Source organism: Nocardia sp. NBC_01503, from assembly GCF_036327755.1.
Classification (GTDB): domain Bacteria; phylum Actinomycetota; class Actinomycetes; order Mycobacteriales; family Mycobacteriaceae; genus Nocardia.
The window spans coordinates 4,579,663-4,605,289 of record NZ_CP109596.1; the positions used below are offsets into that span (position 1 = coordinate 4,579,663).

Annotated in this window: 24 protein-coding genes and 1 tRNA gene; 17 read left to right on the plus strand and 8 right to left on the minus strand. The window is 65.6% G+C overall.

Annotation, left to right across the window (positions count from 1 at the left end; genetic code table 11):
- Positions 1-30 precede the first annotated feature (30 nt).
- From OHB26_RS20610 to OHB26_RS20620, 3 genes are all read left to right on the plus strand, one after another.
- The gene (locus OHB26_RS20610; protein WP_330178911.1) at positions 31-1,473 is read left to right on the plus strand and encodes a molybdopterin-dependent oxidoreductase; all 1,443 of its coding nucleotides are present in this window, start codon (positions 31-33) and stop codon (positions 1,471-1,473) included.
- An 80-nt stretch (positions 1,474-1,553) separates the two neighbouring features.
- Positions 1,554-2,780 (plus strand): sensor histidine kinase, encoded by a 1,227-nt coding sequence (locus OHB26_RS20615; protein ID WP_330178912.1) that lies wholly within the window; start codon positions 1,554-1,556, stop codon positions 2,778-2,780.
- Positions 2,777-3,382: a response regulator transcription factor gene (locus OHB26_RS20620; protein ID WP_330178913.1), complete on the plus strand. Its 606-nt coding sequence runs from the start codon at positions 2,777-2,779 to the stop codon at positions 3,380-3,382. The genes OHB26_RS20615 and OHB26_RS20620 overlap by 4 nt, the downstream gene beginning before the upstream one ends.
- A gap of 13 nt (positions 3,383-3,395) precedes the next feature.
- Here OHB26_RS20620 and OHB26_RS20625 read toward each other — a convergent pair whose 3' ends face one another.
- Positions 3,396-5,384, minus strand: a complete 1,989-nt coding sequence (locus OHB26_RS20625) for a TPM domain-containing protein (RefSeq protein WP_330178914.1) — start codon at positions 5,382-5,384, stop codon at positions 3,396-3,398.
- Between the two features lie 63 nt (positions 5,385-5,447).
- Between OHB26_RS20625 and OHB26_RS20630 the strand changes: the two genes are divergently transcribed.
- From OHB26_RS20630 to OHB26_RS20645, 4 genes are all read left to right on the plus strand, one after another.
- Positions 5,448-6,143, plus strand: coding sequence for an MBL fold metallo-hydrolase (locus OHB26_RS20630; RefSeq protein WP_330178915.1), 696 nt, complete (start codon positions 5,448-5,450; stop codon positions 6,141-6,143).
- A 119-nt stretch (positions 6,144-6,262) separates the two neighbouring features.
- Positions 6,263-6,841: a YdcF family protein gene (locus tag OHB26_RS20635; RefSeq protein WP_330185722.1), complete on the plus strand. Its 579-nt coding sequence runs from the start codon at positions 6,263-6,265 to the stop codon at positions 6,839-6,841.
- A gap of 2 nt (positions 6,842-6,843) precedes the next feature.
- The gene (locus tag OHB26_RS20640) at positions 6,844-8,112 is read left to right on the plus strand and encodes a deoxyguanosinetriphosphate triphosphohydrolase (protein WP_330178916.1); all 1,269 of its coding nucleotides are present in this window, start codon (positions 6,844-6,846) and stop codon (positions 8,110-8,112) included.
- Positions 8,113-8,204: 92 nt separating this feature from the next.
- Positions 8,205-9,335: a DUF4190 domain-containing protein gene (locus OHB26_RS20645; protein WP_330178917.1), complete on the plus strand. Its 1,131-nt coding sequence runs from the start codon at positions 8,205-8,207 to the stop codon at positions 9,333-9,335.
- Here the strand turns inward: OHB26_RS20645 and OHB26_RS20650 are convergent.
- The 3 genes from OHB26_RS20650 to OHB26_RS20660 form a co-directional block, all read right to left on the minus strand.
- A complete protein-coding gene (locus OHB26_RS20650) occupies positions 9,332-10,006 on the minus strand; it encodes an energy-coupling factor ABC transporter ATP-binding protein (RefSeq protein ID WP_330178918.1) in 675 nt (224 codons plus the stop codon). The genes OHB26_RS20645 and OHB26_RS20650 overlap by 4 nt on opposite strands.
- A complete protein-coding gene (locus tag OHB26_RS20655) occupies positions 10,003-10,551 on the minus strand; it encodes a biotin transporter BioY (RefSeq protein WP_330178919.1) in 549 nt (182 codons plus the stop codon). Before OHB26_RS20655 ends, OHB26_RS20650 begins: the two co-directional genes overlap by 4 nt.
- 70 nt (positions 10,552-10,621) lie before the next feature.
- Positions 10,622-11,212: an energy-coupling factor transporter transmembrane component T family protein gene (locus tag OHB26_RS20660; RefSeq protein ID WP_330178920.1), complete on the minus strand. Its 591-nt coding sequence runs from the start codon at positions 11,210-11,212 to the stop codon at positions 10,622-10,624.
- 98 nt (positions 11,213-11,310) lie between these two features.
- Here OHB26_RS20660 and dnaG point away from each other — a divergent pair, with 98 nt between their 5' ends.
- The gene (gene dnaG, locus OHB26_RS20665) at positions 11,311-13,236 is read left to right on the plus strand and encodes a DNA primase (protein WP_330178921.1); all 1,926 of its coding nucleotides are present in this window, start codon (positions 11,311-11,313) and stop codon (positions 13,234-13,236) included.
- A gap of 74 nt (positions 13,237-13,310) precedes the next feature.
- Here dnaG and OHB26_RS20670 read toward each other — a convergent pair whose 3' ends face one another.
- Positions 13,311-13,556, minus strand: a complete 246-nt coding sequence (locus OHB26_RS20670; RefSeq protein ID WP_067567582.1) for a hypothetical protein — start codon at positions 13,554-13,556, stop codon at positions 13,311-13,313.
- A gap of 172 nt (positions 13,557-13,728) precedes the next feature.
- On the opposite strand from OHB26_RS20670, the gene OHB26_RS20675 reads away from it, so the two are divergent.
- A tRNA-Asn gene (locus tag OHB26_RS20675) sits at positions 13,729-13,801 on the plus strand.
- Between the two features lie 576 nt (positions 13,802-14,377).
- Here OHB26_RS20675 and OHB26_RS20680 read toward each other — a convergent pair.
- Positions 14,378-14,770, minus strand: a complete 393-nt coding sequence (locus OHB26_RS20680; protein WP_330178922.1) for a hypothetical protein — start codon at positions 14,768-14,770, stop codon at positions 14,378-14,380.
- A gap of 276 nt (positions 14,771-15,046) precedes the next feature.
- Between OHB26_RS20680 and OHB26_RS20685 the strand changes: the two genes are divergently transcribed.
- The 7 genes from OHB26_RS20685 (at position 15,047) to OHB26_RS20715 (ending at position 21,611) form a co-directional block, all read left to right on the plus strand.
- Positions 15,047-17,434, plus strand: a complete 2,388-nt coding sequence (locus tag OHB26_RS20685; protein ID WP_330178923.1) for a hypothetical protein — start codon at positions 15,047-15,049, stop codon at positions 17,432-17,434.
- Positions 17,435-17,785: 351 nt separating this feature from the next.
- Complete coding sequence (locus tag OHB26_RS20690; RefSeq protein ID WP_330178924.1) at positions 17,786-18,418, plus strand: hypothetical protein; 633 nt, start codon at positions 17,786-17,788, stop codon at positions 18,416-18,418.
- A complete protein-coding gene (locus OHB26_RS20695; RefSeq protein ID WP_330178925.1) occupies positions 18,415-19,188 on the plus strand; it encodes an ESX secretion-associated protein EspG in 774 nt (257 codons plus the stop codon). The genes OHB26_RS20690 and OHB26_RS20695 overlap by 4 nt, the downstream gene beginning before the upstream one ends.
- 61 nt (positions 19,189-19,249) lie before the next feature.
- Positions 19,250-19,939 (plus strand): DUF4190 domain-containing protein, encoded by a 690-nt coding sequence (locus OHB26_RS20700; protein ID WP_330178926.1) that lies wholly within the window; start codon positions 19,250-19,252, stop codon positions 19,937-19,939.
- A 172-nt stretch (positions 19,940-20,111) separates the two neighbouring features.
- A complete protein-coding gene (locus OHB26_RS20705; RefSeq protein ID WP_330178927.1) occupies positions 20,112-20,396 on the plus strand; it encodes a hypothetical protein in 285 nt (94 codons plus the stop codon).
- Positions 20,397-20,401: 5 nt separating this feature from the next.
- Positions 20,402-20,737 carry a DUF397 domain-containing protein gene (locus OHB26_RS20710; RefSeq protein WP_330178928.1) on the plus strand — a complete coding sequence of 112 codons (336 nt, stop codon included), beginning with the start codon at positions 20,402-20,404 and terminating at the stop codon, positions 20,735-20,737.
- Between the two features lie 79 nt (positions 20,738-20,816).
- A complete protein-coding gene (locus tag OHB26_RS20715) occupies positions 20,817-21,611 on the plus strand; it encodes an HAD family hydrolase (RefSeq protein WP_330178929.1) in 795 nt (264 codons plus the stop codon).
- Positions 21,612-21,755: 144 nt separating this feature from the next.
- Here OHB26_RS20715 and OHB26_RS20720 read toward each other — a convergent pair whose 3' ends face one another.
- A complete protein-coding gene (locus OHB26_RS20720; RefSeq protein ID WP_330178930.1) occupies positions 21,756-23,261 on the minus strand; it encodes an AAA family ATPase in 1,506 nt (501 codons plus the stop codon).
- A gap of 202 nt (positions 23,262-23,463) precedes the next feature.
- Between OHB26_RS20720 and OHB26_RS20725 the strand changes: the two genes are divergently transcribed.
- Positions 23,464-23,958 (plus strand): hypothetical protein, encoded by a 495-nt coding sequence (locus OHB26_RS20725; RefSeq protein ID WP_330178931.1) that lies wholly within the window; start codon positions 23,464-23,466, stop codon positions 23,956-23,958.
- 121 nt (positions 23,959-24,079) lie between these two features.
- Here the strand turns inward: OHB26_RS20725 and OHB26_RS20730 are convergent, their stop codons facing one another.
- Positions 24,080-25,288 carry a DUF6880 family protein gene (locus OHB26_RS20730; protein WP_330178932.1) on the minus strand — a complete coding sequence of 403 codons (1,209 nt, stop codon included), beginning with the start codon at positions 25,286-25,288 and terminating at the stop codon, positions 24,080-24,082.
- Between the last annotated feature and the right edge of the window lie 339 nt (positions 25,289-25,627).

Below are 25,627 nucleotides of genomic sequence, written 5' to 3' on the forward strand. Positions count from 1 at the left end.
CAACCCGCTCGGCTAGGGAAGGCTCGAACTGTGTCGGTGAACGAGAAACGGCGGCTGCTGCGCGCGGCGGCGGTGGGGCTCGGTGCGCTCGGCGCCGGAGAACTGCTCGCCGCGGCGCGGGGCGGCTCGGTCATCGACGGTATCGGGCGGCTACTCGCCGATACCGTACCGGTGTGGGTGGTCGAGACCATGGTGGCCAGATCGGGGCGGTACGACAAGGAGGTCACCCGCGGCGGTGTCGCGGTGAATATCGTTGCCGCGTCGGCCGGATTGGCGCTGCTGCCGGAGCGCCTGCGCACGCCCGCGGTGACCGCGCTCGGTGCGGGCGCGGGCGCGGTGGCGCTGCGCGGTGCCAACCCCTCGGTACCGGGTGCGCTGGGCGGTGTCGCGGCGGCCGCCGTCCTGCGCGCCGGACTGCGCCGCCCGCCAACGGGTCTCGGTGGCGGATTGCTGTGGGCCGCGGGCGGTGCCGGAATGCTGGCCGCCGCCGAGACGCTCATTCGGCGCGCGGATGAGCAGTACGCCGCGCGGGTCCGGCGACTCGGCCCGATGGGATCGCATGCGCCGATGGCGGAGGACGGGCTCGGTATCGAACCCGGACTCTCACCGTTGATCACCAAGGCGGGCAGATTCTATGTGGCGGACGTGAATTCGCGGCCGCCACGGATCGATCCGAAGCAGTGGCGGCTGCGCATCAGCGGGAAGGTCGCCCATCCGTTGCGGCTGTCGCTGGCGGATCTGGCCGAACAGGCGGTGGAGTTCGACGCGGTCATGGTGTGCGTGCACAACACGCCCGGACAGCATCGGGCCGGGAATGCCCGCTGGTTCGGGGTACCGCTGACCGCGCTCTTCGACCATGCCATGCCGGACGCGGCGGCGACGCGGCTGGTGACACGCGCGGTGGACGGGTACACCATCTCGCTGCCGATGGAGAAGTTGCGCACGGGCGAGCTGCCCGGCTACCTGGTGATCGGGATGAACGGTGAGCCATTGCCGCCCGAACACGGTTTTCCGGCAAGGGTTTTCGTACCCGGCATGTACGGTCAGTACACCGGCGCGAAGTGGATCTCCGAGCTCGAGCTCGCCGATGATTCGCATATCGACTACTGGTGGAAGCGCGGCTGGACCAACGAAACGCTGTGGGTCACACCGCAATCCCGGATCGATGTGGCGTCCAGCGGCCATGGCAGCCCGGGCAAGACCACCGTCGCCGGTGTCGCCTGGGCCCCACCACAGGGCGTCTCCGCGGTCGATCTCCGGGTGGATGGAACCGATTGGGTGCCAACCGAACTCGGCGCGGAATCCGCTCCCGCGGCCTGGCGGCGCTGGCGCACCGTGGTGGATCTCCCGCCCGGCACCCACACCATCCAGGCCCGCGTCACCGGCCGCTCGGGTGAAGTGCAGGACGGCGCCGACCGGCCCTGTTTCCCCTCCGGCCCGAGCGGATTCCACACGGTGACCATCACCATCTGAGGCCGGTCATGACATCTGTCATGGCCGAACGGTGACGGTCGTGCCGGGCGGTGGCGGCCGTCCCGTTCGATAGTGGACGTATGAGCACTCTGGAATCGGGCGGCGGTCCCACGGTTGAGGTCGCCGACCTGTGGGGTCGGCGCACGCTGTCCTGGCCTGCGGTAGCGTCCGGCACTGTGGAGGACAGCCCGGAGAGTATTACGCGACGCCGTCGGCTCGGCTGGGTCTTCGCGGCCGTCTGGTCGGTGTATCTGATCGCCCCGCTGCGGACGGCTTGGGCGCTGGACACTGCGGCGGCGCGGGTCTACACGCTCACGGTGATCATCGCCTTCGGGCTGGCGTACATCGGTTCGTACTGGTATCTGCTGCGCTCACCCAGTATCGGGCCGATCTGGCCGAGTCCGCCGCGGCGCACCATATTCCTGATGCTCGCGGTGCAACTCGCGTTCCTGGTGGCGATCGCGGTGACGCTGCACGGTCAGGCCGCGCGCCTGGGCATCTATCTGGCCTCGTTCATCGCCTTCACACTGCCCATCCCGCAGGGCATCGCGACGTTGTCCGTGGTGATGCTGGCGACGAGCGTGGTACCGCAGCTGATCGCGGGCAGCCCACCCGACTACGACACCTTGGAATCAATGGCGATGGCGGCCTTCGCCGTCGGCGGTATCCGCCAGTTGATCCAGCGCAATCAGCAGTTGAATATCGCTCGCCTGCAATTGACCGAGCTCGCCATTGCCGAGGAGCGGTTGCGGGTGGGCCGGGACGTACACGACATCCTCGGGCATTCGCTGACCGTCATCACGGTGAAAACCGAACTGGCGCAACGACTGCTGGAGGTCGATCCGGAGCGCGCCAAACAGGAGCTGGCCGATGTGGAGCGGCTGGCGCGCGAATCGCTGGCCGGGGTGCGCAGTACCGTCGGCGGTCTGCGCGAGGTCTCACTCGCCGGGGAACTCGGTAGTGCGCGAACGGCCTTGCGCGCCGCGGAGATCGAGGCGGATCTACCGGACTCCGATACCCTGCCCGCGCGGCACAGCGTCGTCTTCGGCTGGGTGCTGCGCGAGGCGGTCACCAATATCGTGCGGCACAGCGGGGCCCGGCACGCCATCGTGCGGGTCACCCCGACCAGTATCGAGGTCAGCGATGACGGCGGCGGCCTGGGCGATGCGGGCTACGGCTCGGGCCTCACCGGATTGAGCGAACGGGTGCGCGCCGCCGGCGGCGCCCTCACCGTGGCGAATCGCCCGGAGGGCGGATTGCGAGTACTGGCAAGCTTTCCGGCGGAACCGATGGGAGACCCGCGATGATCAAACTGCTGCTCGCCGATGATCAGGCGCTGGTGCGCGGCGCCCTCGCGGCCCTGCTGAACCTGGAGCCCGATCTGGAGGTGGTGGCCGAGGTCGGCCGCGGCGACGAGGTGCTCGCCGCCGTCGAACGCGCCAACCCCGATGTGGCACTGCTCGATGTCGAAATGCCCGGCATGGACGGTATAGCCGCCGCCGCCCAACTGCATACCGCCCACCCGAACGTCCGCATCCTCATGGTCACCACCTTCGGCCGCCCCGGCTACCTGCGCCGCGCCATCGACGCCGGAGCCAGCGGCTTCGTGGTCAAGGACACCCCCGCCCGCGAACTCGCCGACGCCGTCCGCCGAGTCCACCTGGGCCTGCGCGTAGTCGATCCGGCCCTGGCCACCGAAACCCTCACCGCCGGAACCTCACCCCTGACCACCCGCGAACGCGAGGTCCTCGCCGCCGCCTCGCACGGCGCGACCGCCGCCGCCATAGCCAAATCCCTGCACCTGTCCGAAGGCACGGTCCGCAACCACCTCTCGTCGGCAATCGGCAAAACCGGCAGCCGAACCCGTGCCGAAGCCGCCCACACCGCCGAACGCCTCGGCTGGCTCTGACAGTCTCGCGTCCCTAGAACCGGCCGCCTCGGCTGATGCGGCGGGAGCCGTCGGAGCCGCCGTAGGAGCCGGGGCCGTAAGAGCCGCCTCCGCCGAAACCGCCTCCGCCGCCGCGGGATCCGCTGCCCATGCCGCGGAGCACACTGTCGATGAGGATGCCGCTCAATACCGCACCGGTCTGGGAGTTGGAGCCGGCCTGCCGGGATTGCCACTGCTGGACGGCGGCCTGTGCGGTGACCAGGGCGCGGGTGCCGAGTTCGGTGGCGCGCTGGGCGGCCGTAAGTGCCTGCGCGGGATCGGATTCGGCGAGTTCCCGGGCCTGGTCGAGGCTGCGCTGGGCCTCGGCGAGGCGGGTGCGGGGTTCGGCGTCGACGCCGCCGCGCCGGGTACCGATGAAATCGGTGGCGGCATTGATCTGACTCGTCGCGGCGGTGACGGCCTGGTCGAGGCGGCGGGCCAGATCCTCGGCGGCGAGTCTGCGATCGGTGGCGGCGGCAATCGCCTTGTCCAGCACGGTATCCGCGGCGACCGCCTGCTGGAAGGTGCCGAGCGGATTGTTCGCGCCCTGGGTGCTGGCCTGGTCGAGGGCGGTGCGGGCGGCGATGGCGGCCGCGGTCAGCTCCGGTCCGCCATGGCGGGTCAGAGTGGCGGCGGTGCCGAGGTCGTGGCGCAACTCCTCGATGATGCCGGGCAATCCGGCGCGCGCCTGTTCGATATCGGTGGCGGCGGTATCGACCGCATCCAGCAGTGTGCGTGCGGTATTCACCGCCGCCTCGGCCCCGCGAATGGCCGCCACCGCGGCCCCCTGCTCGCCGACCGGTCGCGCCGCGGCCGTGCGCCCGTCCTGAATCCCATTCTCCGCGAAGCCGATTCGCTCCTTCGCCATATTCACATTGTCGTGAATGGGCGCGATCACCGAGGCGGGCTGTGCGGCCACCAGCTGTGCGAGCGCGGCCTCGGAGCTCGGCACCCGGGTGGTCAGCTCGACCACATCGCGGGTCAGCCCGTCGAGGCGTTCCCCGGCATTGATGAGCAGATTCCGCATGGCGTCGAATTCGGTGACTTTGGCGTCGAGTTCATGATCGGCGCGCCCGCAGGTGCTGATCAACTCGACCAGCATGGCCCGCTGTTGCTCGGGAGTTTCGGGAATATCGTCGTCGAGTTGCTGGCGGATGGAAAAGGCTTTGGCGAGGGCATTCTTCGCCGCTTCGAGTGCCCCGGTGAATGGTGCGGTGGCGGTCGCGCCGAATTCGTCGGTGGCCAGCCGCAATTCCTCGGCGCTGGTGCGAATCGCATTGTCGGTATCGACGAGCAGCTCTTTGGAGCGCGCGTCCAGCGCGTCCAGCGGCAATGCGCCGAGCGCCCGGGTATCCGCGGGATCGACCTTGCGCGCGGACTCCAACTCGGCCCGCCCCCGCCGCGCCTTGCGCCCTCGCGACCACAGCAGCAGCCCGCCGACGAGCAACGCGACCACGAGCACCAGCAGCAGCACCACCCAGACGCTCAACCCGCCACCGGAGTCGTTCATCGCCGCGGACAACCCATCGGCCGTCGCGACCGCCGCCCCGGCCCAGTCCCCGGAGCGCAGCTTCGGCTCGACCTGATCACCGAGCAGTTGATCGAGCTCCTTATCGCTGACCGAGGTCGGCGCACTCCCGGTGAACGCGTACCCGCGATCACCGATGGCGACCGAGAGCAGCACATCCCGATCCCCGAAGTTGGAGGCCCGCGCGGTCTGCTCACCCCAGCTCTGCGCGTCCAGCCCGCCGAAGTCGTGTACATACACGACCCACAGTCGCTCATGGTCTTTCGTGTAGAGCCCGTCGATCGCCGACTGCACCTGGGCGGTCTGTCCGCCGCGCAACGCGCCCGCCAGATCGGTGACATAGCTGGGCAGCCGCTGGGGCTGCTCCGCGCCCGCCGGAGCGGTCGTACCGGAGAGAACGATCAAGGCCAGCACGAAGCCGGACAACAGCGTGGAGAGCTGCTTCGGTAGCCGCATCAGATGAATCTATCCGCCGGATGCGGGCCACGAGGTTTCTTCCGGTCACCCGTGTCGGCGGCCATGACTACGATCAGAGGCGTGATCACGATCGATACCTCGTACACAGGTCATGTCGCCCCCGGTTCGGACCCGCAGCAGCGCGCTGTCCCCGGTGCCCGCATCGTCAAGATGTCGGTCGGCGCGATGGATAACAACGTGTACCTGGTGCAGTGCGAGAGAACGGGATCCACGCTGCTCATCGATGCCGCCAATGAGGCGGAACGCATTCTGGAACTGCTGGCCCAGGTCGCGCCCGAGGGGGTCGAACTGCTGGTCACCACGCACCGCCATCCGGACCACTGGTGGGCCCTGGCCGAGGTGCTCACCGCCCGCGAGTTCCCGTCCGCCGCGCATGAACTCGATGCCGAGGCGCTCCCGGTGCCGCCGACCCGTCTGCTCACCGACGGCGACAAGATCCGCATCGGCGATCTGGAGTTCGAGGCCATCCATTTGAGTGGTCATACCCCGGGCTCGGTCGCGCTCGCCTTCACCGACGGTGCCGGTCGCACCCACCTGTTCACCGGGGATTCGCTGTTCCCCGGCGGCGTCGGTAAAACCGGCTCGCCGGCGGAGTTCACCTCACTGCTCGGCGATGTGGAGTCCAAGCTCTTCGCCCGCTACCCCGATGACACCGTCGTGTACCCCGGTCACGGGGATGACACCACCCTCGGCGCGGAGCGCCCACACTTGCCCGAGTGGCGGCGGCGCGGTTGGTAAAACTCCGGAACCGCGACCCCGAGCCCGCGTTGGCTCCGCCGCCGGTCGGCAAATCCCGTGACGGTTACCTCGCGGGAACCCTGCGCTGGGCCCGCCGACTGTTGATCGGCGCGCTGCTCATGGGCCTGCTGCTGATCTGCGGTACCGCGGTGCGGGTGTGGCAGGTGGCCCGCATCGACGACTGGGCGGCCGCCGATGCCATCGTGGTGCTCGGTGCGGCGCAGTACGACGGCACCCCCTCCTCGGTATTCCAGGCCCGATTGGATCAGTCGTACAAGCTGTTTCAGAAGGGGGTCGCCCCGCTCATCGTGACCGTGGGCGGAAAACAGGTGGGGGACAACTACACCGAGGCCGCCGCGGGCAAGCTGTATCTGGAGGGCCGCGGCGTTCCGGCCGAGCGCATCCTCGCGGTCGAGACCGGTTCGGACACACTGCAGAGCGTGGAGGCGGTCTCCAAAGCGCTACTGGCGCGCGGTAAGACGTCGGTGGTGCTGGTGAGCGATCCCTGGCATTCGCTACGCACCCGCACCATGGCGCGCGATGCCGGACTCTCGGCCTGGACCGCGCCGACCCGGACCGGCCCGGCCGTGTACACGCGGGAATCGCAGGCGCACGGCATATTTCGCGAGACCTTCGCCTTGCTGTGGTACCAGTTGACCCACTATTCGGCCGATTTCACCTACACGGCGGAGCAGTGATCATGAGTTCGCGAATCGATTACGACCAGGTCTACAGCGAGCACGATCGGGAGCGGCTGGTGCCGGAGGCCGATCGCACGGCCGGGCTCAGCTGGTCGCCGACCCCGGCCCGGCGCAGTGAGTTCGCCCGCGATCGGGCGCGCGTACTGCACTCCGCGGCCCTGCGCAGACTCGCGGATAAAACGCAGGTCATGGGTCCGCGCGATGGCGACACCCCGCGTACCCGGCTCACCCATTCACTGGAGGTCGCGCAAATCGGGCGCAGTATCGCCGACGGACTGGGTTGCGATCCGGATCTGGTGGATCTGGCCGGGCTGGCGCACGATATCGGGCATCCGCCGTACGGGCACAACGGTGAGAAGGCCCTCGACCAATTCGCCGACGCGCACGGCGGTTTCGAGGGCAATGCGCAGAATCTGCGGATTCTCACCCGGTTGGAGCCGAAGGTCTTCGACGAGCAGGGGCACAGCTACGGGCTGAACCCGACCCGCGCGGCCTTGGACGCGGTGATCAAATACCCCTGGGGCAGAACGGGCCCCGGCTCCAAATTCGGCGCCTACGACGTCGATATGGACCGCCTGGCCTGGGTGCGCAAAGGCGCACCCGACCGGCGGCAATGCCTGGAGTCCCAGGTCATGGACTGGTCCGATGACGTGGCCTACTCGGTGCACGATGTCGAGGACGGGATCATTGTCGGCCGGATCGATCTGCGCGCGCTCGCCGATCCGATCGAACAGGCCGCGCTCGCGGAACTCGGTGCGCGCCAGCACAAATCATTGACGGTCGACGAATTGGTCGCCGCCGCGCAGCGCCTCTCCGAGTTGCCGGTGGTGGTCGCGGCGGCCTCCTATGACGGCTCGCTCAAGGCTTCGGTCGGTCTCAAACGCCTCACCAGTGATCTGGTGGGCCGATTCGCCACCGCGGCGGTGGAGGCCACCCGCGCGGCCTGGGGCGGACGCCAATTATGCCGCTACACAGCCGATCTGGAGGTGCCGCGGATCGTGGCCGCCGAGGTCGCGGTGCTCAAGACCATGGCGCTGCGCTATGTGCTCTCCGATCCCATCCACCAGGTCCGTCAGGCCGGACAGCGCGAGCGTATTCTGATGGTCGCGCAGCACCTCTCCGTCATCGCGCCGCGCGGCCTGGACCGTCTGCTCCTGCCCTGGTGGGAGGAGGCCACCGACGATTCCGCCCGGGTTCGGGTGATCGTCGATCAGATCGCCTCGTATACCGAAAGCCGCCTGGAACGGGTGGCCGCCGTAATCCCCTGATATATAGGTTTCGCGGACCGAATCGGAAACCGCTACGGTGAGCGGGCAAATGAGCTGAGAGCGGGCCGATCGGGCTCGCGGAGGGGGGGATCGTGGATCCGAATCCGCCGGAACATCCGAATACGTCGGGGCCGGACAAGCCCGTCGAGCTGGGTAAACCGCTCGAGCAGCCGGGACAGCGGCCGCCCGCGGACCCGACGGTGGTCGCATGGTCGCCCGGACAGCCTTACGGCGCGGATCCGACACAGCAGAGCGTGCCCGGCCAGCAGGGCTGGGGTCAGTCGGCCGATCAGCAGCCCTGGGGTCAATCCGGTGCCGGTCAGCAGGCTTGGGGTCAACCGGCCGATCAGCAATCGTGGGGTCAGCCCGCGCAGCCGAATACCGGTGGGCAGTGGCCCAATCAGCCCGATCCGGCCGCGCCGTACGGTGCGCAGCCCTCTTATCAAGGGGCCGCGCCGTATCCGGGCTATCCGGAGAATCCGGCTTATGGCACGCCGTATCCGCAGCCGGGTCCGTACTCGGGTACCCCGGGTTATCCGGCCGCGCCGTATCCGGGTCCGCCGCAGGGCACCAATGGTTTCGCGATCGCCGCGCTGATCACCGGTCTGCTCGGTATGTGTCTGCTGTCGGTGCCGTTCGGTGTGATCGCGCTGAGCCAGATCAAGGATCGCAATCAGCAGGGCAAGGGGCTGGCCATCACCGGCCTCGCGCTCACGGGTGTGTGGGCCGTGGTCGGCGTGATCATCTTCGCCGTGGGCGTCTCCGACAGCAAGGACACCACCGACGCGTACTCACCGCCGTCGGTGAACTTCACACCGCCGTCGATAAATTTCTCGACTCCGTCGCTGCCGACGACCACGACGAGCACCGCGTCGCCGGGCGGGTACACGCTGCTGCGCAATCTGAAGGACGGCGATTGCGTGAACGGGGTGCACCGCAAGACCTCGATCAGCGGTGCGACGGTCACCTCCTGCAGTGGTCCGCATGATGCCGAGGTGTTCCTGAACTTCTCGCTACCCAGCTGGACCGGGGATCAGCAGTCCAAGGATTACGCCGAGACCAAGTGCTCGGAGGTGTTCGATCGGATCGACGCCAAGACCTCGGGGCTGAGCTACCTCTACTACCGGCCGCATTCGCAGTCGGAGTGGAATACCGATCCGACGGTGCAGTGTGTGGCGATCAATGACAATGAGACGCAGTTGTCGGGCAAGCTGCCGCGTTAGCCGCAGTGCTCGATATAGCGTGCGATGGTTTCGGCGGGCAGGCCGTCCGCGAGTAGGCGGCCCTCGTCGAAGACCAGGACGCGATCGAAGTCGGCGAGCAGATCGAGGTCGTGTGAGATGACCACGATCTGCTGCGGAAGTTCGTGCAGCAGTTGGGTTATGCGGCGTTTGTTGCGCAGGTCGAGCAGTGTGGTCGGTTCGTCGAAGATGACGTAGTCGGGGCGGACCGAAAGCACCGCGGCGATGGCGAGCAGTTGTTTCTGCCCGCCGCTGAGCAGATGCGCTGGGTGGTCTCGGAATTCGGTGAGACCGTATTCGGCCAGAACCTCCGAAACCCGTTGTGCGATGTCGGGTTTGGCGAGGCCGTGGTGTTTGAGGCCGAAAGCCAGATCCTCGGCGACCGTGGGCATGACGATCTGCACATCCGGATCCTGGAAGACGAAGCCCACGCGCCGGCGTACCGCCCTACCCTGTTTGCGGGTGTCGAGGCCGTCTACTCGCACCTGGCCGTCGGTGGGCACCTGGAGGCCGTTCAGCAGGCGCGCGAAGGTGGATTTGCCCGAACCATTCGAGCCGATCACCGCTATGCGCCGCTCGGTGAGTTTCAGGTCCAGTCGTGCCAGGACCTCGCGCTCGCCGAAGCGGTGTGAGACGCCGTCGAGTTCGATCACGCGCGAGCCGGAATCATCGGATAGGCCCGGCGCACCGCTATCGCGGCGAATGAGCCGATGACGGTCTTCACCACATCGCCGGGCAGGAACGCCACCGAGGTGACGATCGCCTTGTGCAGGGGGATGTGCGCGGCCACGGCCATCCACGGGACACCGATGGCGTAGAGCACCACCGCGCCGCCGAGAAAGTTGATCGCCAGAGCGATGGGCAGGTTGTACTGCCGCCACAGTCTTTCGGTGAGCAATCCGATCACCAATGCGCCGATCGGGTAGGCAATCACGAACCCGCCCGTCGGACCCATGATGACCGAGAGTCCGCCGCGCCCACCCGGCAGCACCGGCAGGCCGATGAATACCAGCGCGTCGAAGAGCAGAATCGCCAGCGCACCCCGTTTGGCTCCGAGGATCGCCCCCGCCAGAATCACGCCCAGAGTTTGCGAGGTGAAGGGCGCGAAGGCGCCCGGAAGTTGAATGAGCGGGAAGAACCCGAGCACCACCATAATTGCCGCGAACAGCGCTACCTGCGCCAAATCCCTACTACGCACCGGGGAATCCTAGAGGGACCGTGGTCCGGAGTCCTCGGCCACGTCCCGTCCGCATATTTTCGGCAACCGTTCAGTCGAGGCCGCGGGCATCGAGGGCCTCGCCGACCTGGTCGGCCATGCGCAGGGTGCGGATCAGCAGTGGGATCAGGAATACGGTGCTGCGTTCGATGCCGCGGGCGCGCTGCGCGGAACGGACCAGCTCGGCCTGTTCACGAATGACGGGGATGAAGCGAATGGTCATGGCGACCAGCAGGCCGACGCGGTCCGGGCGCACCCCGAGGGGTCGCAGTGGGCGCAATGCCTTTTCGATGGTGTCGATCATGGCGGAGGTGCGGGTGGTCAGGGTGACCAGATTCGCGAGCAGCACCAGTGTGAGTACGCGCTCGCCGACCAGGACTCCGCTCTGCCAGCCGGTGAACAGCACCTGCGCGAGCATGATCAACGCCAGGAACGGTGTGAGGCTCACTACCTGTCTCGCGGTCGCCCGCCACGGAATCCGCGCCACCATATAGAGAAGGAGTACGACGGCCAGCGCCACCGCGAGCCACAGCATCGACCGGACGAAGAACAGCGCCGTGCCCGCCACCGCGAGGACCACGAGTTTCACCCCGGCGGGCACGGTATGCACCGGCGTCTGGGCGTCGTGGTAGAGGCTGAGCACCGAATGATCCTGGCATGCCTGGTTCGGCGCATTCGGTCCGGTGTCCAGCCGTGCGTCCCGGTCCCGCGCGCCGCCGGCGCGCGGCTAGACTCGCCCCCGTGGCAGGCCGACTTCCAGACCGCGATATCGCGGCGATTCGTGAACGCGCTCGGATCGAGGATGTGGTCGGCGAGTACGTGGCGCTCAAGCGTGCCGGTGCCGACTCCATGAAGGGGCTCTGCCCCTTCCATGACGAGAAATCGCCGTCGTTCCATGTGCGTCCGAATCATGGGCATTTCCACTGCTTCGGCTGCGGTGAGGGCGGTGACGTCTTCGCCTTCCTGCAGAAGATCGAGCACATCGGCTTCGTCGAGGCCGTCGAGCAGGTGGCGGACAAACTCAACTACAAGATCAATTACGAGGGTGGCGGGACCTCGGTGCAGCGTGATCGCGGCACCCGCTCCCGGCTGGTCGCCGCCAATGCCGCGGCGCACGAGTTCTATATGACCAAGCTGGGGGAGCCCGAGGCCGAGATGGCCCGCAAGTACCTCACCGACCGCAATTTCGATGCCGGTGCGGCGCATCAGTTCGGCTGCGGTTATGCCCCCGGCGGCTGGGATACGCTCACGAAACACCTGCTGCGCAAGGGTTTCGAATTCAAGGAGCTGGAGGCGGCGGGGCTGTCCAAGCAGGGGCAGCGCGGTCCGATGGATCGGTTCAACCGCCGGCTGCTGTGGCCCATCCGCAATCTCGGCGGCGATGTGATCGGCTTCGGCGCGCGTCGGCTCTTCGATGACGACACCATGACGGCCAAGTACATCAATACGCCGGAGACGGTGCTGTACAAGAAGTCCCAGGTGCTGTTCGGGCTGGATCTGGCCAAGCGGGAGATCGCCAAGGGGCATCAGGCGGTGGTGGTCGAGGGCTACACCGATGTGATGGCCATGCACCTGTCCGGCGTGAAAACCGCTGTGGCGTCCTGTGGTACGGCCTTCGGTGAGGAACATCTCGCCATGCTGCGCAGGCTGTTGATGGACGACAATTTCTGGCGCGGGGAGATCATCTACACCTTCGACGGTGACGCGGCCGGGCAGGCGGCGGCGCTCAAGGCGTTCAGTGGTGATCAGAAGCTGGCCGGGCAGACCTACATCGCCGTGGCTCCGGACGGCTTGGATCCGTGTGAACTGCGGCAGCGCAGTGGCGACGGCTCCGTCCGGGATCTGGTGGCGCGCCGAGTTCCGCTGTACGAGTTCGTGATTCGCGGTCTGCTGGCCGAGCACAATCTCGATACGCCCGAGGGGCAGGTGGACGCGCTGCGGCGCGGTGTGCCGGTGGTCGCGCAGATCAAGGACAACGCGCTGCGCAAGGCGTACGCCACCAAGCTCGCCGGTTGGGTGGGCTGGGACGACATTCAGATGGTGGTGCGCCGGGTCGGTGACGAGGCGCGCAAGAACGCCCGCGGTCCCGCCGCCGGTACCGCTCGTCGGGGAATCCCTGAACGTGAAGCGGCGCAACCGGTTACCGAACAGGTCGCCTCGCGGCCGAGTCCGCGTGATCCGGTGCTGGCCCCGCAGCGCCAGGCCCTGGCCGCCGCCCTGCAGTACCCGGCCTTCGCGGGTCCGGTCTTCGATTCGCTTGAGCCGGAGGCTTTTACGCATCCGGCCTATGTGGCCACCCGCGCCGCGATCGTCGAAGCGGGCGGTACCGCAGCGGGTTTGGGTGGTGCGGAATGGGTCGCGGCGGTCGCCGACAACACCGATGATCTCACCATGCGCGCTTTGGTGTCCGAATTGGCCGCTGAGCAACTTCCGGTGAAATCCGAGGCCGATATCCCCCGTCTGATCACCGGCGTGCTGGCGCGCGTTCAGGAGGCGTGGGTCGGCCGGCAGATCGCGGAGTTGAAATCCAAACTCCAGCGCATCTCCTCCACCGAACAGTCCGAGGCGTACTTCGCGCTCTTCGGTGATCTGGTGGCCCTGGAGCAGTACCGCAAGAGCCTGCTCACCCAGGCCATGGGCAACTCCGAGGATTTCGGCGGCCGTTAACCCCCACACGCGAAGAACACCCGAATTCGGCTGCTATCGGCCAACTTCGGGTGTTCGGTGCGTTCCGGCGTCGCCTACCGCCGCAACTGGTCGTGCGGTACCAGAATGGTGGTCCGCTCATCGAGCGGCTCCATGGGCTCCAGCTTCGGCTGCGTACTCAACTTGTCCGACAGCCGCTGCCGCGAAACCTGCACCAGCTTCCGTGTGACCGGACTCTCACTGATAGCGCGGGTAGTCTTACTGATCTGCTCATACCGGGCTCGCCCGGCCTTCGCGCCCAGCACATACCCGGCCGCGACGCCGATGATCAACCGCAGCATGTCGAGAAGCTCCTCCCGTTGGCCTGTCCGCGTGTACATCCTGCCCGAAGCCCCGCCCCCTGTCGACGCCGCCCCTCCCCCGCATGTCCCCAGGTAGAAGCACGATTTGGGAAGTGAACAACCCATGCGCTAAAGTTTTCTCCGGTCGCCCGAGAGGGTGACCGGGAAACTATCCCCTATAGCTCAATTGGCAGAGCAGCCGACTGTTAATCGGCAGGTTTCTGGTTCGAGTCCAGATGGGGGAGCCTGATTCGGCCCCTGACCAGCGTGAGTAATTCACCGGTCAGGGGCCGAACTCGTACCAAAGGGCGCAGACTCGGAGATAAATCGGAGTTGGGGGAAGGCACGCTGCTGGACGAGGCGGTGTTGGTGGAGCGGGACGGCGTCGAACGGCACTGCCGGCTGACCTCATTCCTGAGGCATCCGCGTACTGGCGCATGGACATCGGCACCGCTGGGCCGAGGGCAGAGCTCCGATACCGCCAAAGTCGTGCTGACATGCCCTGCGGTCAACGGACAACCGGAATCGTCGGGCCCCCGGGGTCACCGTCGTTCCCGGACCCAAGCTGCCGCCGGGGGTCACTCTGCCTCCCGGCGTCACTTTGCCGCCCGACATCACTATCCCTCCGGGGTTCGGCGGCCATGGCGGCTGAGACCGATTTCCGGACTCCCCGGAACGCCTGGATCTGTCCCTGAATCCGATGTGCGGCACCCCGCCGGGTGGAACGTGCAGGCTCGCGAAATTCCTTCGATGCCGGGGTGTTTGGATCCTGATCCGCCAACGGCACTGTGGGCGTACTGTTTCACGCGGATGTGCCCGCGTTACGGAGTCGGCACTGTGGTTGTCCGTGGTACGTACATGGAATCCGCAACCGTCTTCTCGGCAGCATCGGGCTGACTGCAGTTTTTCTTGACTATCGATGTCGCCGTCTGCAACTCCACCGACGGTTCATCACCGTTGTCCGCCTTGACTTCCCGACCCGGTTTACCCTCCGCTGCATTTTCCCACCCCGGGGTACCCGCTGCTGCCCGCTCGACCATGTTCAGTTGGTCGGGCTCACTCATCTGCATGAACTCGGCGCAGGTGGTCTGCGATGCCTGCTTCGCGGGAGCACCGGAACTCGGTTCACCGGAACCGCAGCCGGTCAGCATGCCGAAGGCGAGTGCGCCACCGACCGCGATACCAAGGATGTGCAACGGGGATTGGTAACGCATGGTCGTACCCTAAAACACTGTTTGCCCGATCTCGTGTTGGGCGGCGCGCCTGCTCCCGTACCCGGCTCACGGGTTGCCGCGCCGACAACCCGGTTCACCGACTGAAGATCCGGTTTGCGCCGATCGCGGATTTACGGCACGGTAATGGGCGGTGTGCCGGGAAGTCTGGTCGGCGACGCGGTCCGGGACGGCGGGCCGCGTGTTTCGGTCGGGCTGGAGGGCGGGACGTCGAATGCTGACGTGCGATGCGCGCGTGCGCCGGTCGTGGGGTGGACGATGACCGAGGGGCAGACCAATGACACGTATTCGTCCTGGGACGACTGGCGGGGAGACGCTCGCGGTGGTGGATTCAGTTCCACGACCATCGCCTTCGATCCGACTGTAGCCACCACCTTGGCTGCCGAAGCGGCGACGCTGGCGAAGGCGGTGGAGAGCGCGAGGACCGAGGTCGCATCGGCGACCGATCTGAAGGCACTGAACCTGAAGGGATCCGGTGCTGATCTGGCCGGCATGATCAACAGGTCCGCAACGATCATGGGCGACAATGTCCTGTCACGGCATATCGACATCCTCACCGATATCGGTGAGACCTTCCTCGCCGCCACCGGCCTGTACCAAAAGAGCGAGGAGGAATCACGGGTCGCGTTCGCGAGCCTCAAAAGTGGTGCCACACCGGTTGCCTTCGTGGCGAACGCCGCGACCGCACCCTCCTGGGGGCCGTCGTCTGGGCACGGAACTCAAAAGTATTCGGATTCACCGCAGCGGGACTACGACAATCTCCTGACCGACACCAGCGAAGCGCAATCGCTGTGGGAGCGCGGTAAGAAGGAAGGCGATGGCATCTCGATGCAGCAATCGTTGGTCGATCCCGAAAATGGCGAGATGTACACCTGGCCCGACTTCGTCGCCCAGTACAACCATGTCGCCGGTAACCAGATCACCGAGCAGCTGCAGCGGTTCGCCGACTCGTGGCAGAAGGCCGCCGATGGGCTCAAAGCGCAAGCCTTCACTTTTCGCGCCGCCTACTCGGGAACCTTGAAGGATGGTGTGAGCGAGGCGAATCCGGCAGGTATCTGGGCTTCTCCCGCAGCGGCTAAAGCGCGCGCCGCGCTGGACAGCTACCTGACAGGTGTTGGCACACTGACCGAAAACATGGCCTTCATGAGCGACACCCTGGCCTTCACCAAGAGCTGGATGGACAAACTGCAATCCCTGCTGCCGCAGCAGAACCTCGTCACCGCACACGATCCGACCGGATCCGCCTACGAGGAACAGCTCAAGCAGATGCAAACCACCTGGGACAACTGGTACGGGGTCGGCGCGAAGATCTCCAGCAACTGCCTTCCACAACCACCCGCCGCGGCGAGCCCCATTACCGCTCTCGCCACCCCCGGCAACCCGCTGTACAGCCAGCTCACCGGTGCGCCGGGTGCGCCGACCACCGAACTGGCGGACATACCCTTCACCCTGGACGGGGCGCTCGCCGAGGGCATTCCGATGTCGTACCAGGAACCAGACGGCACCCGCGTCACCGCCATTCCCAATCCCGACGGCACCCTGACCACGGCCAGAACCACTGTTGCCCCCGATGGCACCATCACCATCGTGTCGAGCACCGATGGTGGACCCGGCACCGTGTCCGTGGCCACGCCACGCAACGACGGCAGCGGAGTTGTCGATACCGTCACCACCATGCCCGATGGCACCCGGCAACGCACCGTCACCAGTACCAAGGACGACGGCAGCATCGGCACGCAAGTAGTTGGTCAGGACGGCGCTCTCGGCGTGGAGGCCGTCACCACCCGTCTCGACGACGGCACGATCCGCACCGAGGTCCCCGACCCTGCCACCGGGACCACCGCCAGGATGATCACCGCGCCCGACGGTTCCATCCAGACGTTCGTTCACGGCGTGGCCGCGGACGGCTCCCCAACACTGCTGGCCAGTGCCGATTCCGACGGCACCCGCTCGGTCGCCGACAACAACGGCCGGGTGTTCACCACCCTCGCCGACGGCACCACCGCCGTCACCACACCCTTGTCCAACGGCACCACCGTCACCGAATTCATGGACGGTTCCATTCTGCCCAGCAACCCCGGACAACCCACCAGTCCCTGGAGCGTCGCCGCGTTCCTCGAATCCGCGCAGACGTCCATCTCCACAGACCCGACGGTCGCCGCCGGCACGGCCGCGACCTTCGGGGAGAATTTCGGCGGCGTGACCGGTAGCAACATGGCAGGGCGCGCGGCGCTGGCGGCGGCCGAAGCCAATATCCTCCATATGAACGGAACCTCGTACGTCGACGGCCCCAACGCCAAACTCCTTGGATATGCGATTGACGCCGCCGACGACTCGGCCGCTAAATATGGACTGTCCAAAGCGGTGGGATCGAGCGCCAAAATGCTCGGCTGGCCAGCCCTGATCGGCACCAATGCTTACAGCAACTGGACCGCCTGGGAGAATGGCGACAAATCCATGCCGGCGGCAGTCGCCAGCACCGCTGGGGGAGTCGCCGGTGGGTGGGCAGGGGCCGAACTCGGAGCGATGGCGGGTGCGGCATTCTGCGGCCCGGGCGCGCCCGTGTGCATGGGTGTCGGTGCCGCAATCGGTGGTCTTATTTTCGGGCTGGGTGGATCTTACGCCGCAGAACAGCCGTTCAAATAGCGAGGAGAAGGGAGAACGCTAGTGCCGCGGTCAGACAACCACAAACAGCTGGAATGGCCACGAGAGTGGGGTCCGGCCAGATTGTCGAACAAATTATTCGTCGTGATGGCTGCTTTCGGGTTGGTCGGCATAGTCCTGGTCGGTCCGTTCGCCAGCGAATTTCTCCGACGCGGTGATCAGCTGAGAGGCGTGTTCGGACTGGTTGGCGGGCTGACCGCGTTGACCATGGCGGCATCTCTACTACCTGCGGCCCGTGTTCGGCGAAATAAGCTGCCACGTCTGGACGTGACGTCCATCGGTGATCACGGCCGAGGTCTCCGAATCGACGTCCGGGCCTCATGGAGACCGTTGATGGCCATCTGGCTGCTCCTGGGGGCGGGATTTCTCGCGCTACGCGGAGCCATCTCCCTCGGCAACTATTCCACTACCGACAATCCTGTCCTGCTGGGCATGAACGCTGGCGGGATCGTTGTGGTCGCGATCGTTCTGGCGGCGATTGCAGGCCTTCTGTCAACCGTGGTATTCGGTCGTCACAAACATTTCCTCGCGATTACAGAGGAAGGTGTCATAAAAGCGGCTGGAAAATCAATGTCGACCATTGCATGGGAGGACATCGACCGTATCTCACCGGTTATGTACGCCAATGTTCACGCGGTGCGTATATCCCCACGTCCATGGACGAAAGTGGACGTAGAGGGCGGTGGTCTCGGTCGCGACGAGCTCGAGTCGTCGATTACGATTCTCGCGTGGCATCTGAAGATTGATCCTCCGCTTCTCCTGCGTCTGGTTCGATTTTATTGGCGATATCCAGAATTGCGGACCGAACTCACGTCGAACACGGTGATCGATCGCATGAGTCGTGCGGATTTCCGCAAGCCGAAGACGTTGCGACAAGACGACTCCCAGGACCGGCCCTCGGATCAGTCCGCTCTCCGATTCCGCAGTGCGCGGGGCCTGGATTCCTCCCCGACGGCGGACTCGTGACACGGTCCTGGCGGTTCAGCGAGGCCGGGTTCTCGGTGCTGTGGAAGGACCTGACCGGTGATCGGCTTCCGGCACCGTTCCTCTACACCTCCACAGCGGCGACCCAGCGGGAGTACCGCATCGAGCAGGAGGAGGCGCGAGACCGTGTGCGTGACAGTGCCGACCACGTGGTGAACGAAATCGTGGGCGTCGTGTCCTCGCCGGATCTGTACCTGACGGTACGCGGTGGCAGTCAAGCCGATCCGGCATCGCTGATCCGCATGCGGGCGGCACGCAAAGGCGGCCGCGGATACCTCGTCACTCAGTTGCCGGGTGAATCGATCTATCACCGTGGCGGGTACACGGTGGTCGAATGCGACCCGCTTCGGCTCGCGGACGCGATTGTGGCCGCGTTGCCTGCCGTGGAGCCGGGCACCGGCGGCGATATCGTGCTCGCCTCGGCCGGCGACGGGTACGAATACGTCGAGTCCCGCAGTTCCGTTGTCGTTGCCGATGATTCGGTGGACGCCAGAGCGGCTTGGTTCTCCCGGATGCCATTGGCGGCGTCCGGGCAAGTCCAGATCGTGCAAGGCAGTTCGGTTTTCGGGCCTCGTGGTATTCGCCAGTACACGGTGGGTTGGCGGGATCTCGATGGTGATGGCCGCTACGTCATCACCGATCGCCCCGCCACCGCCTTGGCTTCCGACAGTGACCGGTTTGTCTCGGTGCTGAATTCGCAGATCGCCCAGGTGATCCGGGCGATCAAGGAAGAACGTGAGCAAGCGTGTTGACGCTGGATTCGATCATGCTGTGTCATGTGCGGCTCCTGGGTAACCGGATGGAGGCGCAGTAGTGCAGCGCGATCACGACTCAGAGCCCACCGACTGGGGATGGGAACCACCGTTGGTACCCGAGCCCGCGCCGACGGTTGATAGCCCGGAGACACCCTCGGAGCAGCCGGAAACCAATCGCCTCGCGGTCGTTTCGCTGATCCTCGGCCTGCTCGGAATCTGCTTCTTCGCAGTGCCTTTGGCGATGATCGCCTTGGCTCAGATCAGCAACCGCGGGCAGGAAGGCAAAGTCTACGCGCGGGCCGCGATGGCGGCCTCCGGTTGTTACCTGCTGGTCGGCGTACTTGCGATGGTGTTCTTCAATCCCGGCCGGTCCACTGAGGAGAAAGCGGCGACCCCGGCCGCACTCACCCGAACCCTGTCGGTTGGCGACTGCGTCGAAAGTGTGCGGGAGTCGGACCTCATCGCTTCGATACCGACCGTCCCGTGCGATCAGCCGCATGCGGCGGAGGTGATCACGCAGTTCCCGATGACGGGTCCGTGGCCCGGTCGGGACGAATCGGCTCGCCGGGCCGATTCCCGTTGCACCGAGGAGCTGACCCCGGCGTTGATCACCAGCCCGATGGTGACCGAACTGCGCAGCTTCATCTATTTTCCGGCGAATGAGATCCAGTGGCGAAACAACCCGGTGGCCAACTGTTTGGTTATGCGCACGGATGGCAAGGATCTCACCCTGAAGATCCCCCGATAAGAACCACATAGCGACGGCGGCTGAATCGCCTGGCGTCGGTGCACGGAAACCAGGCGCGGTTACCGGCTCGCGGGTGTTGATCTTGCCCTGTATCCGGTTGGCCGACTTGAGATTCGGAGTAGGTCGCGGTGTCGTCGGTTGTCTTGTCGTACCAAACGCCCATGGTGTCAACATGATTCGTGATGCCGCAGTGTTCAGCCTGAATGAGATCGTGATGCGCCGCAAGGGATTCCCGATTTTTGATCTGGTGGCCGTCGAGCAAGAGATCGCCGAGCCAAGGGTCGTCCCGGCGGAGCCGGGTGTCTATCTCCTGGCAGTGCAGACCACGATGCTTACCTACCCGCTGGGCGGGTCGCGCATCGCGTTGGAATATCTGTACGAGCAAGTGCAGACGGTCGCGCTCGACCGAGCCGAGTCGCTGCACCTGATCGACGAAATCGCAAGCAAGATAGGGTAGTTCACGTGAGCGCGCACTTCTTCAAGTCCACCTACAGCGGATCGAACGGGACCTGTGTCGAAATCGCCCATCGAAGTGCGTCAGTGCTCATTCGTGACAGTAAATACAAGGGACCCGCCGACAGTGAGCCCGTGATCGTGGTACCGGAGGGGCACTGGTCCGACTTCCTCAGGCTCGCGCTGAACCGGACCTCCGGTCGGGTGGGGGATCTGTTGACCCTGACGATGCGCGCCGATGACGGCGTCACGCTGTACGACGGCGCAGGCATCTCGCTCGCGTACAACGTCGACGAATGGGATGCCTTCGCCAAAGGTGTCGCCGACGGACAGTTCGATCGGTAGAGACTGCGGGCGATTTCACCTTTAGGGTCTCGGAATTCGTGGTGATCACCAATTGCGGTGTCGTGGTGAGAATGTGGGCATGGAACGCGATGTGGTGAGGCCACGGCTGATTGCGCTCGATGTGGATGGGACCATTCTCAGTGGAGGGCAGATCAGTGCGCGGGTGCGCGCCGCGGTACGGGCAGCGGCCACGCAGGCACATGTGGTGATCACTACGGGGCGGACGGTGTTGGCCACCCGGCCGGTACTCGATGAGCTCGGGCTGATCCAAGGTCAGGCGTTGTGCTCGAACGGGGCTGTGTGCGTGGATGTTTCGAACAGTGATCTGATAGATCTACACACCTTCGATCCGGAACCGGTCGTGAGAGTTCTACGTGCCGTGTTTCCGGATATGGTGCTCTCGGTCGAGAAGGCGGGTGTCGGCACCTGGTCCACCGCGCCGGCGTCGGAGAGTGCGCGGTTGGGGGAGTTCCGGGTTGTCGGCATCGAGGAACTCGGTAGCGAAATGACACCGCGGCTCAACGGATTCTGGCCCAGCGGCACTCTCGACATGATGGTCGAACTGCTGAGTGTGCACGTGCTTCCTGGAGCCGACTGGGTGCACGGCGAGGACGGCCCCTGGATCGTCGCCTCCCCGCAGGGTGTCTCCAAAGGGTGGGCCTTGGAGCGACTGCGACAGCGACTCGATATCCCGATCGAAGCCACTGCGGCGATCGGTGATGGCTTCAATGATCTCGGAATGTTGTCCTGGGCAGGGTATTCGGTCGCGATGGACAATGCTGTCGCCCCTGTCCGTGCTCTCGCGGATGAGATCACCTCCGATGTCACCGACGATGGTGCCGCCCTCGTCCTGGAGCGCTGGTTCGGTCATTGACCGGTGCCAGAACCGAGGCACTTTCACCGGCGGCACCCCCGAGAGTGTCGCCATCGACGCCGGTAAGGAGCCACACCCATTCTGGGGCATCGGAACTCCCATAGCCGCTGGACCTGCTCAGTGGGCTCCAGTCAGGGGTGCTCCTTACGGAGCGCGGTCCGGGTCTCGTGTTGACAGCGGCGTGACCGCTTCAAGTAGTTCGCGGAAGGCTCCCGTGATGTCGTCCGAGGTGAGCGTGGTCATTTCTGTTCGGGACGGTAGCTTCGTGCCGACCAACTGGTCGGCAATACGCAGGTCACGTCGCGCGGCAGCTTTGGCGCACAGTTCGCGGACGAAGCGAGCGTTGCCGAGTCGGTCGATCGATCCGTCGTCGACCGCGCGCTCACAGCAATAGCCGAGGGTATCGGCAGACTCCTCGGTGAGTACGTCGGCTTGAGCATCAAGAATATCGAGGGCGATCTGGAACAACTCGAGATAGTCGTAGGAGGGGAACTCGACGCGTGTGGTGAATCGGGATGCCAGACCGGGGTTGGTCGCCAGCAGCTCGGTCATCTCCTCGGAGTAGCCCGCGAGGACGATGACGAGGCGGTCCCGGTCGTCCTCGGCGCGTTTGAGCAGGACCTGCAGCGCCTCGGCGCCGTAGGCGTCGCCGCGCATGTAGCCGTTGTTGGCCAAGGCGTATGCCTCGTCGATGAACAGCACCCCGCCGAGCGCGGAGTCGATGACCTTCGTTGTCTTGATCGCGGTTTCACCGAGGTGCTGGCCGACCAGGTCGACGCGTTGGGTTTCAATGACGTGCCCGTTGTCGAGCAGACCGAGTCCGGCGAGGATCTTGCCGATGATTCTGGCCACGGTGGTCTTGCCGGTCCCCGGCGGTCCGGCGAAGACGAAGTGTCGCAGCGCGGGAGCGGTGGACAAGCCTTCAGCGCGACGGAGCAGAGCCATCCTCAACTGTGCTGACAGCGTGTGGATCTGACGCTTCACCGGCTCCATGCCGACCGTGCTGTCGAGTTGGTTCATCGCTTCGACCAGCAAGGCATCGCGGGATTCGGTCACGTTCGCGGGCGTCGGTTCGTCCCTGTCAGACACTGCTGGTGCGGGCTGGGCTGATTCGCCTTGCGCGGAGGTCGGCAAACCGGCCGTCGACGTGGTGGTCCTGACTTTGATGCGTTCGGCCAGTCCGGGATAGTCGGGGCTGTAGCGGTAGGCGTTCTGGAATTGCCGCAACGCGGTGTCGGTTTCCCCGAGTCCTTCGTGGGCGAGCCCGCGTCCGTAGGCGACCTCAGCGTGGAAGTGTGGGTAGTCGCCCAACGCGCTGGGAAGCGGTTTCAGGACTTCCAAGGCTTCGTAGTGGATGGCCTGAGCTATCAGCGCGAGGGCAACGTACAGCTGCGACTCGTCCCGCAGGAATCGGTCGGTGATGCCGCGCGCCAAGCGGAGCACCATCGCCCTGACCGCCTCGGTGCGTCGATCCTGGTCAGCAGCGTGCACCCCCAGCCAGGCATCCGCGACTGACGGATCCAGCCCGACGGCAGCCTGAAAGGCGGCACCTGCGCGATGGTGATCGCCGCGATCCAGTAGGACCACACCATCAAGCCACGCCCGTTCCGCGGGCCTGACGGAATGGACCGGGTTCGGGCCTCTGTCCATGTCACCACCCCCTCCAGGTATCCGGTGCATAGTAGTCGAGGAGCACGGGCTCGCTTGGTGAGGTGGCGGGGAGTAATCTACTTGCCCCTCAAGTGAACCCGATTATTCACGGCGCTCGGCCAGTCCGCTGTCGAGATGTTAAGTGTTGTGGGTCAACGTATTTCGCAGACTACGTGTCGGTGCGTCAGGCAATGATGTTGTCATGACCGAGTATTGGGATGTTCCGAACCTTGATGCCATCTTCGCGGAGGCGGCAATCGCTGAGTATCTGCACTCGCTCGACCCGAACACGCGGTGGGCGGGTGGTAACGCGCCGTTGATCGATGTGCGCGGCGCTGGGATGACCGTCGATGCGAAGGTTGCCTTCAGGCATCATGTTCCGCTGGTCGGTAGCAACGGTCCGGTCGAGTGCGTCGGCTTCATGGGTTCCGGACGTGAGACCGAGGTGCGGCCGTCCGTGAGCCACTACGGCCTGGTCGAGGTAGCTCCAACGGTCTCGGTCACCCGGGTCGAGGATCGGCTGGTCGTGCACGGTGAGGCAACCGTCCGGATCTACCTGATCCCCGCCGAGATTATTAACGGCCGCACGAGCCCAAGGGCGCGACAAGACGGGGAATTGGGGGCAGGCCGCAACCTGTACCTTCCGGCGGCGAGCGCCGAGAACTACGAAGTGAAATTGCCAACCGGCGGTAGATGAGATTCCAACGGTCCTGCGGCCCAGCCAGATGGCTGAGCCGCAGGTTTCAAACGATCAGGTTCCCCAGGCATTCAATCCACCAACCCAACCGAACCCTTCATCAGCCCGATCTGGCGCCGAGTCACAGCCCGGCGCGATCAAGTTTCGCGAGCAGGGAGGTCTTGCGCTTGTGGCGTTCCCGCAGATCAGCGGCATAGGTGGCGAAGTCGTCGGAACATCCGGCGGCGCGGTGCGCGCCGCGGAGTTGCCGCAGCATTTTGATGGCGCGGTCGTAGCGGTACTTGTCGCGGTCGTCGGTGAGTCGTTGTTCGATCAGCCGTCGCAGGGGAGTGATCACGTCGGCCGGGTGGTCGGGCTGGCGCAGTTCGATCAGCTGCTGCCAGCGGGATGCGTGCAGGCTATCGGCGTAGTCGCGGCCGACTTGCCACGCTTGATCGGTGTCGCCTTCGTCGAGAAGCACGGCGATCAGGTCGTCGGCGTAGCCTGCCTGTTGCGCCGCGGCGTCGTAGAGACGTCCGATCATTGTGTCCCGCAACCCATCCCACTGGCCCAGCGCTACGGCTGTACGGCGCAGATCGGCGTAGTTTCGGCGGATCGGGTGCTGGTCGAACACGTTTCGTCGCAGGTCCATCGCCTCACCGGTCGCTCCGCGGCGTAGCAGCAGATCCACGTACGCATCTCGCAGCTTGACGACATCCTCCGGTATACCCCGCTGTTCCAAACCGCGTGTGGCCCACCGTTCGGCGTCGGTATGACGGTCCGCCGCGATAAGCGCGTCGACGATCCTCAGATACTGATGTGCCGAGTTCAGGGACTCGGCGAGCACAGCGACATATTCGTCGATGTCGCCGGAGATCTCGGCGAGTTGCTCCCGCAGAACGCGGATCCCGAACCCGTCCCAACCGTGCGGGTCCGGCTGCGCGGCGGCGGCACGATCGGCGAGCAGGCGACCGATTTCGTTGCGGCCTCGATCACCAAGTGTTTCGGCGTAGTCGCGCAGTTCGAAATCCGGCCAGCCCGGACCGTCCAGGCGCAACTTCACCAGCCATGCGGCCAGCCGCTTCGCATCCGGTGACGCGGCTACGCACGCGTGCGCGTGCACGGCCATGAGCCCGCGCAGACCGTCTCCGACGATCCCGGTCGAGTCGTCCATGTGCATCAACGTCGCCGTCACCCGTTCGACCGCCCGCTGCAGCAGCGCCGGTACCGCGGCGGGTTCGATGCCGATCAGTTCGTGACATTCCACCACGACTTCGTTGACGCGGCCGGCGTATTCCTGTCGTCCGTGGTACGGGTGGGTGCGCCGGTCCCGACGGAGTCCGTCGATCATCCGGCGAATCTGCTCTACTTCACTGCTGACCACCGCACCATTCAACCCGCACGCCTGGATGGTGGCCCGACAGGCATGATGGGCACCGCGCTGAGATTCACGCCGACGAGGAGTGCAACGGGTGGTGCGCATGGCCGTCCTCTACCGTTTGATCGCAACCGGTTATTCGATGTCGATACCGTTTAGCCTTGGGTCGGGTCCCATGGGACTCCATTCGGAAAGGTGCGCACCTCGAGATGGCTCCGGTCCGAGCAGATGTCGGCGAGGACCGAGAGCCGGGTGGAGGGCTTCACGTAGCGGCTGCCTGGGTTGGCGCGGATCCATTCGGCTGCGGCGCGG

Bases quoted from the DNA above. Each gene is read 5' to 3' on its own strand.
- OHB26_RS20615 (WP_330178912.1), top strand. From the start codon at position 1,554: ATGAGCACTCTGGAATCGGGCGGCGGTCCCACGGTTGAGGTCGCCGAC.
- OHB26_RS20620 (WP_330178913.1), top strand. From the start codon at position 2,777: ATGATCAAACTGCTGCTCGCCGATGATCAGGCGCTGGTGCGCGGCGCC.
- OHB26_RS20625 (WP_330178914.1), bottom strand. From the start codon at position 5,384: ATGCGGCTACCGAAGCAGCTCTCCACGCTGTTGTCCGGCTTCGTGCTG.
- OHB26_RS20630 (WP_330178915.1), top strand. From the start codon at position 5,448: ATGACTACGATCAGAGGCGTGATCACGATCGATACCTCGTACACAGGT.
- OHB26_RS20635 (WP_330185722.1), top strand. From the start codon at position 6,263: ATGGGCCTGCTGCTGATCTGCGGTACCGCGGTGCGGGTGTGGCAGGTG.
- OHB26_RS20640 (WP_330178916.1), top strand. From the start codon at position 6,844: ATGAGTTCGCGAATCGATTACGACCAGGTCTACAGCGAGCACGATCGG.
- OHB26_RS20670 (WP_067567582.1), bottom strand. From the start codon at position 13,556: ATGCTGCGGTTGATCATCGGCGTCGCGGCCGGGTATGTGCTGGGCGCG.
- OHB26_RS20680 (WP_330178922.1), bottom strand. From the start codon at position 14,770: ATGCGTTACCAATCCCCGTTGCACATCCTTGGTATCGCGGTCGGTGGC.
- OHB26_RS20685 (WP_330178923.1), top strand. From the start codon at position 15,047: ATGACCGAGGGGCAGACCAATGACACGTATTCGTCCTGGGACGACTGG.
- OHB26_RS20690 (WP_330178924.1), top strand. From the start codon at position 17,786: ATGGCCATCTGGCTGCTCCTGGGGGCGGGATTTCTCGCGCTACGCGGA.
- OHB26_RS20705 (WP_330178927.1), top strand. From the start codon at position 20,112: ATGATTCGTGATGCCGCAGTGTTCAGCCTGAATGAGATCGTGATGCGC.
- OHB26_RS20715 (WP_330178929.1), top strand. From the start codon at position 20,817: ATGGAACGCGATGTGGTGAGGCCACGGCTGATTGCGCTCGATGTGGAT.
- OHB26_RS20720 (WP_330178930.1), bottom strand. From the start codon at position 23,261: ATGGACAGAGGCCCGAACCCGGTCCATTCCGTCAGGCCCGCGGAACGG.
- OHB26_RS20725 (WP_330178931.1), top strand. From the start codon at position 23,464: ATGACCGAGTATTGGGATGTTCCGAACCTTGATGCCATCTTCGCGGAG.
- OHB26_RS20730 (WP_330178932.1), bottom strand. From the start codon at position 25,288: ATGATCGACGGACTCCGTCGGGACCGGCGCACCCACCCGTACCACGGA.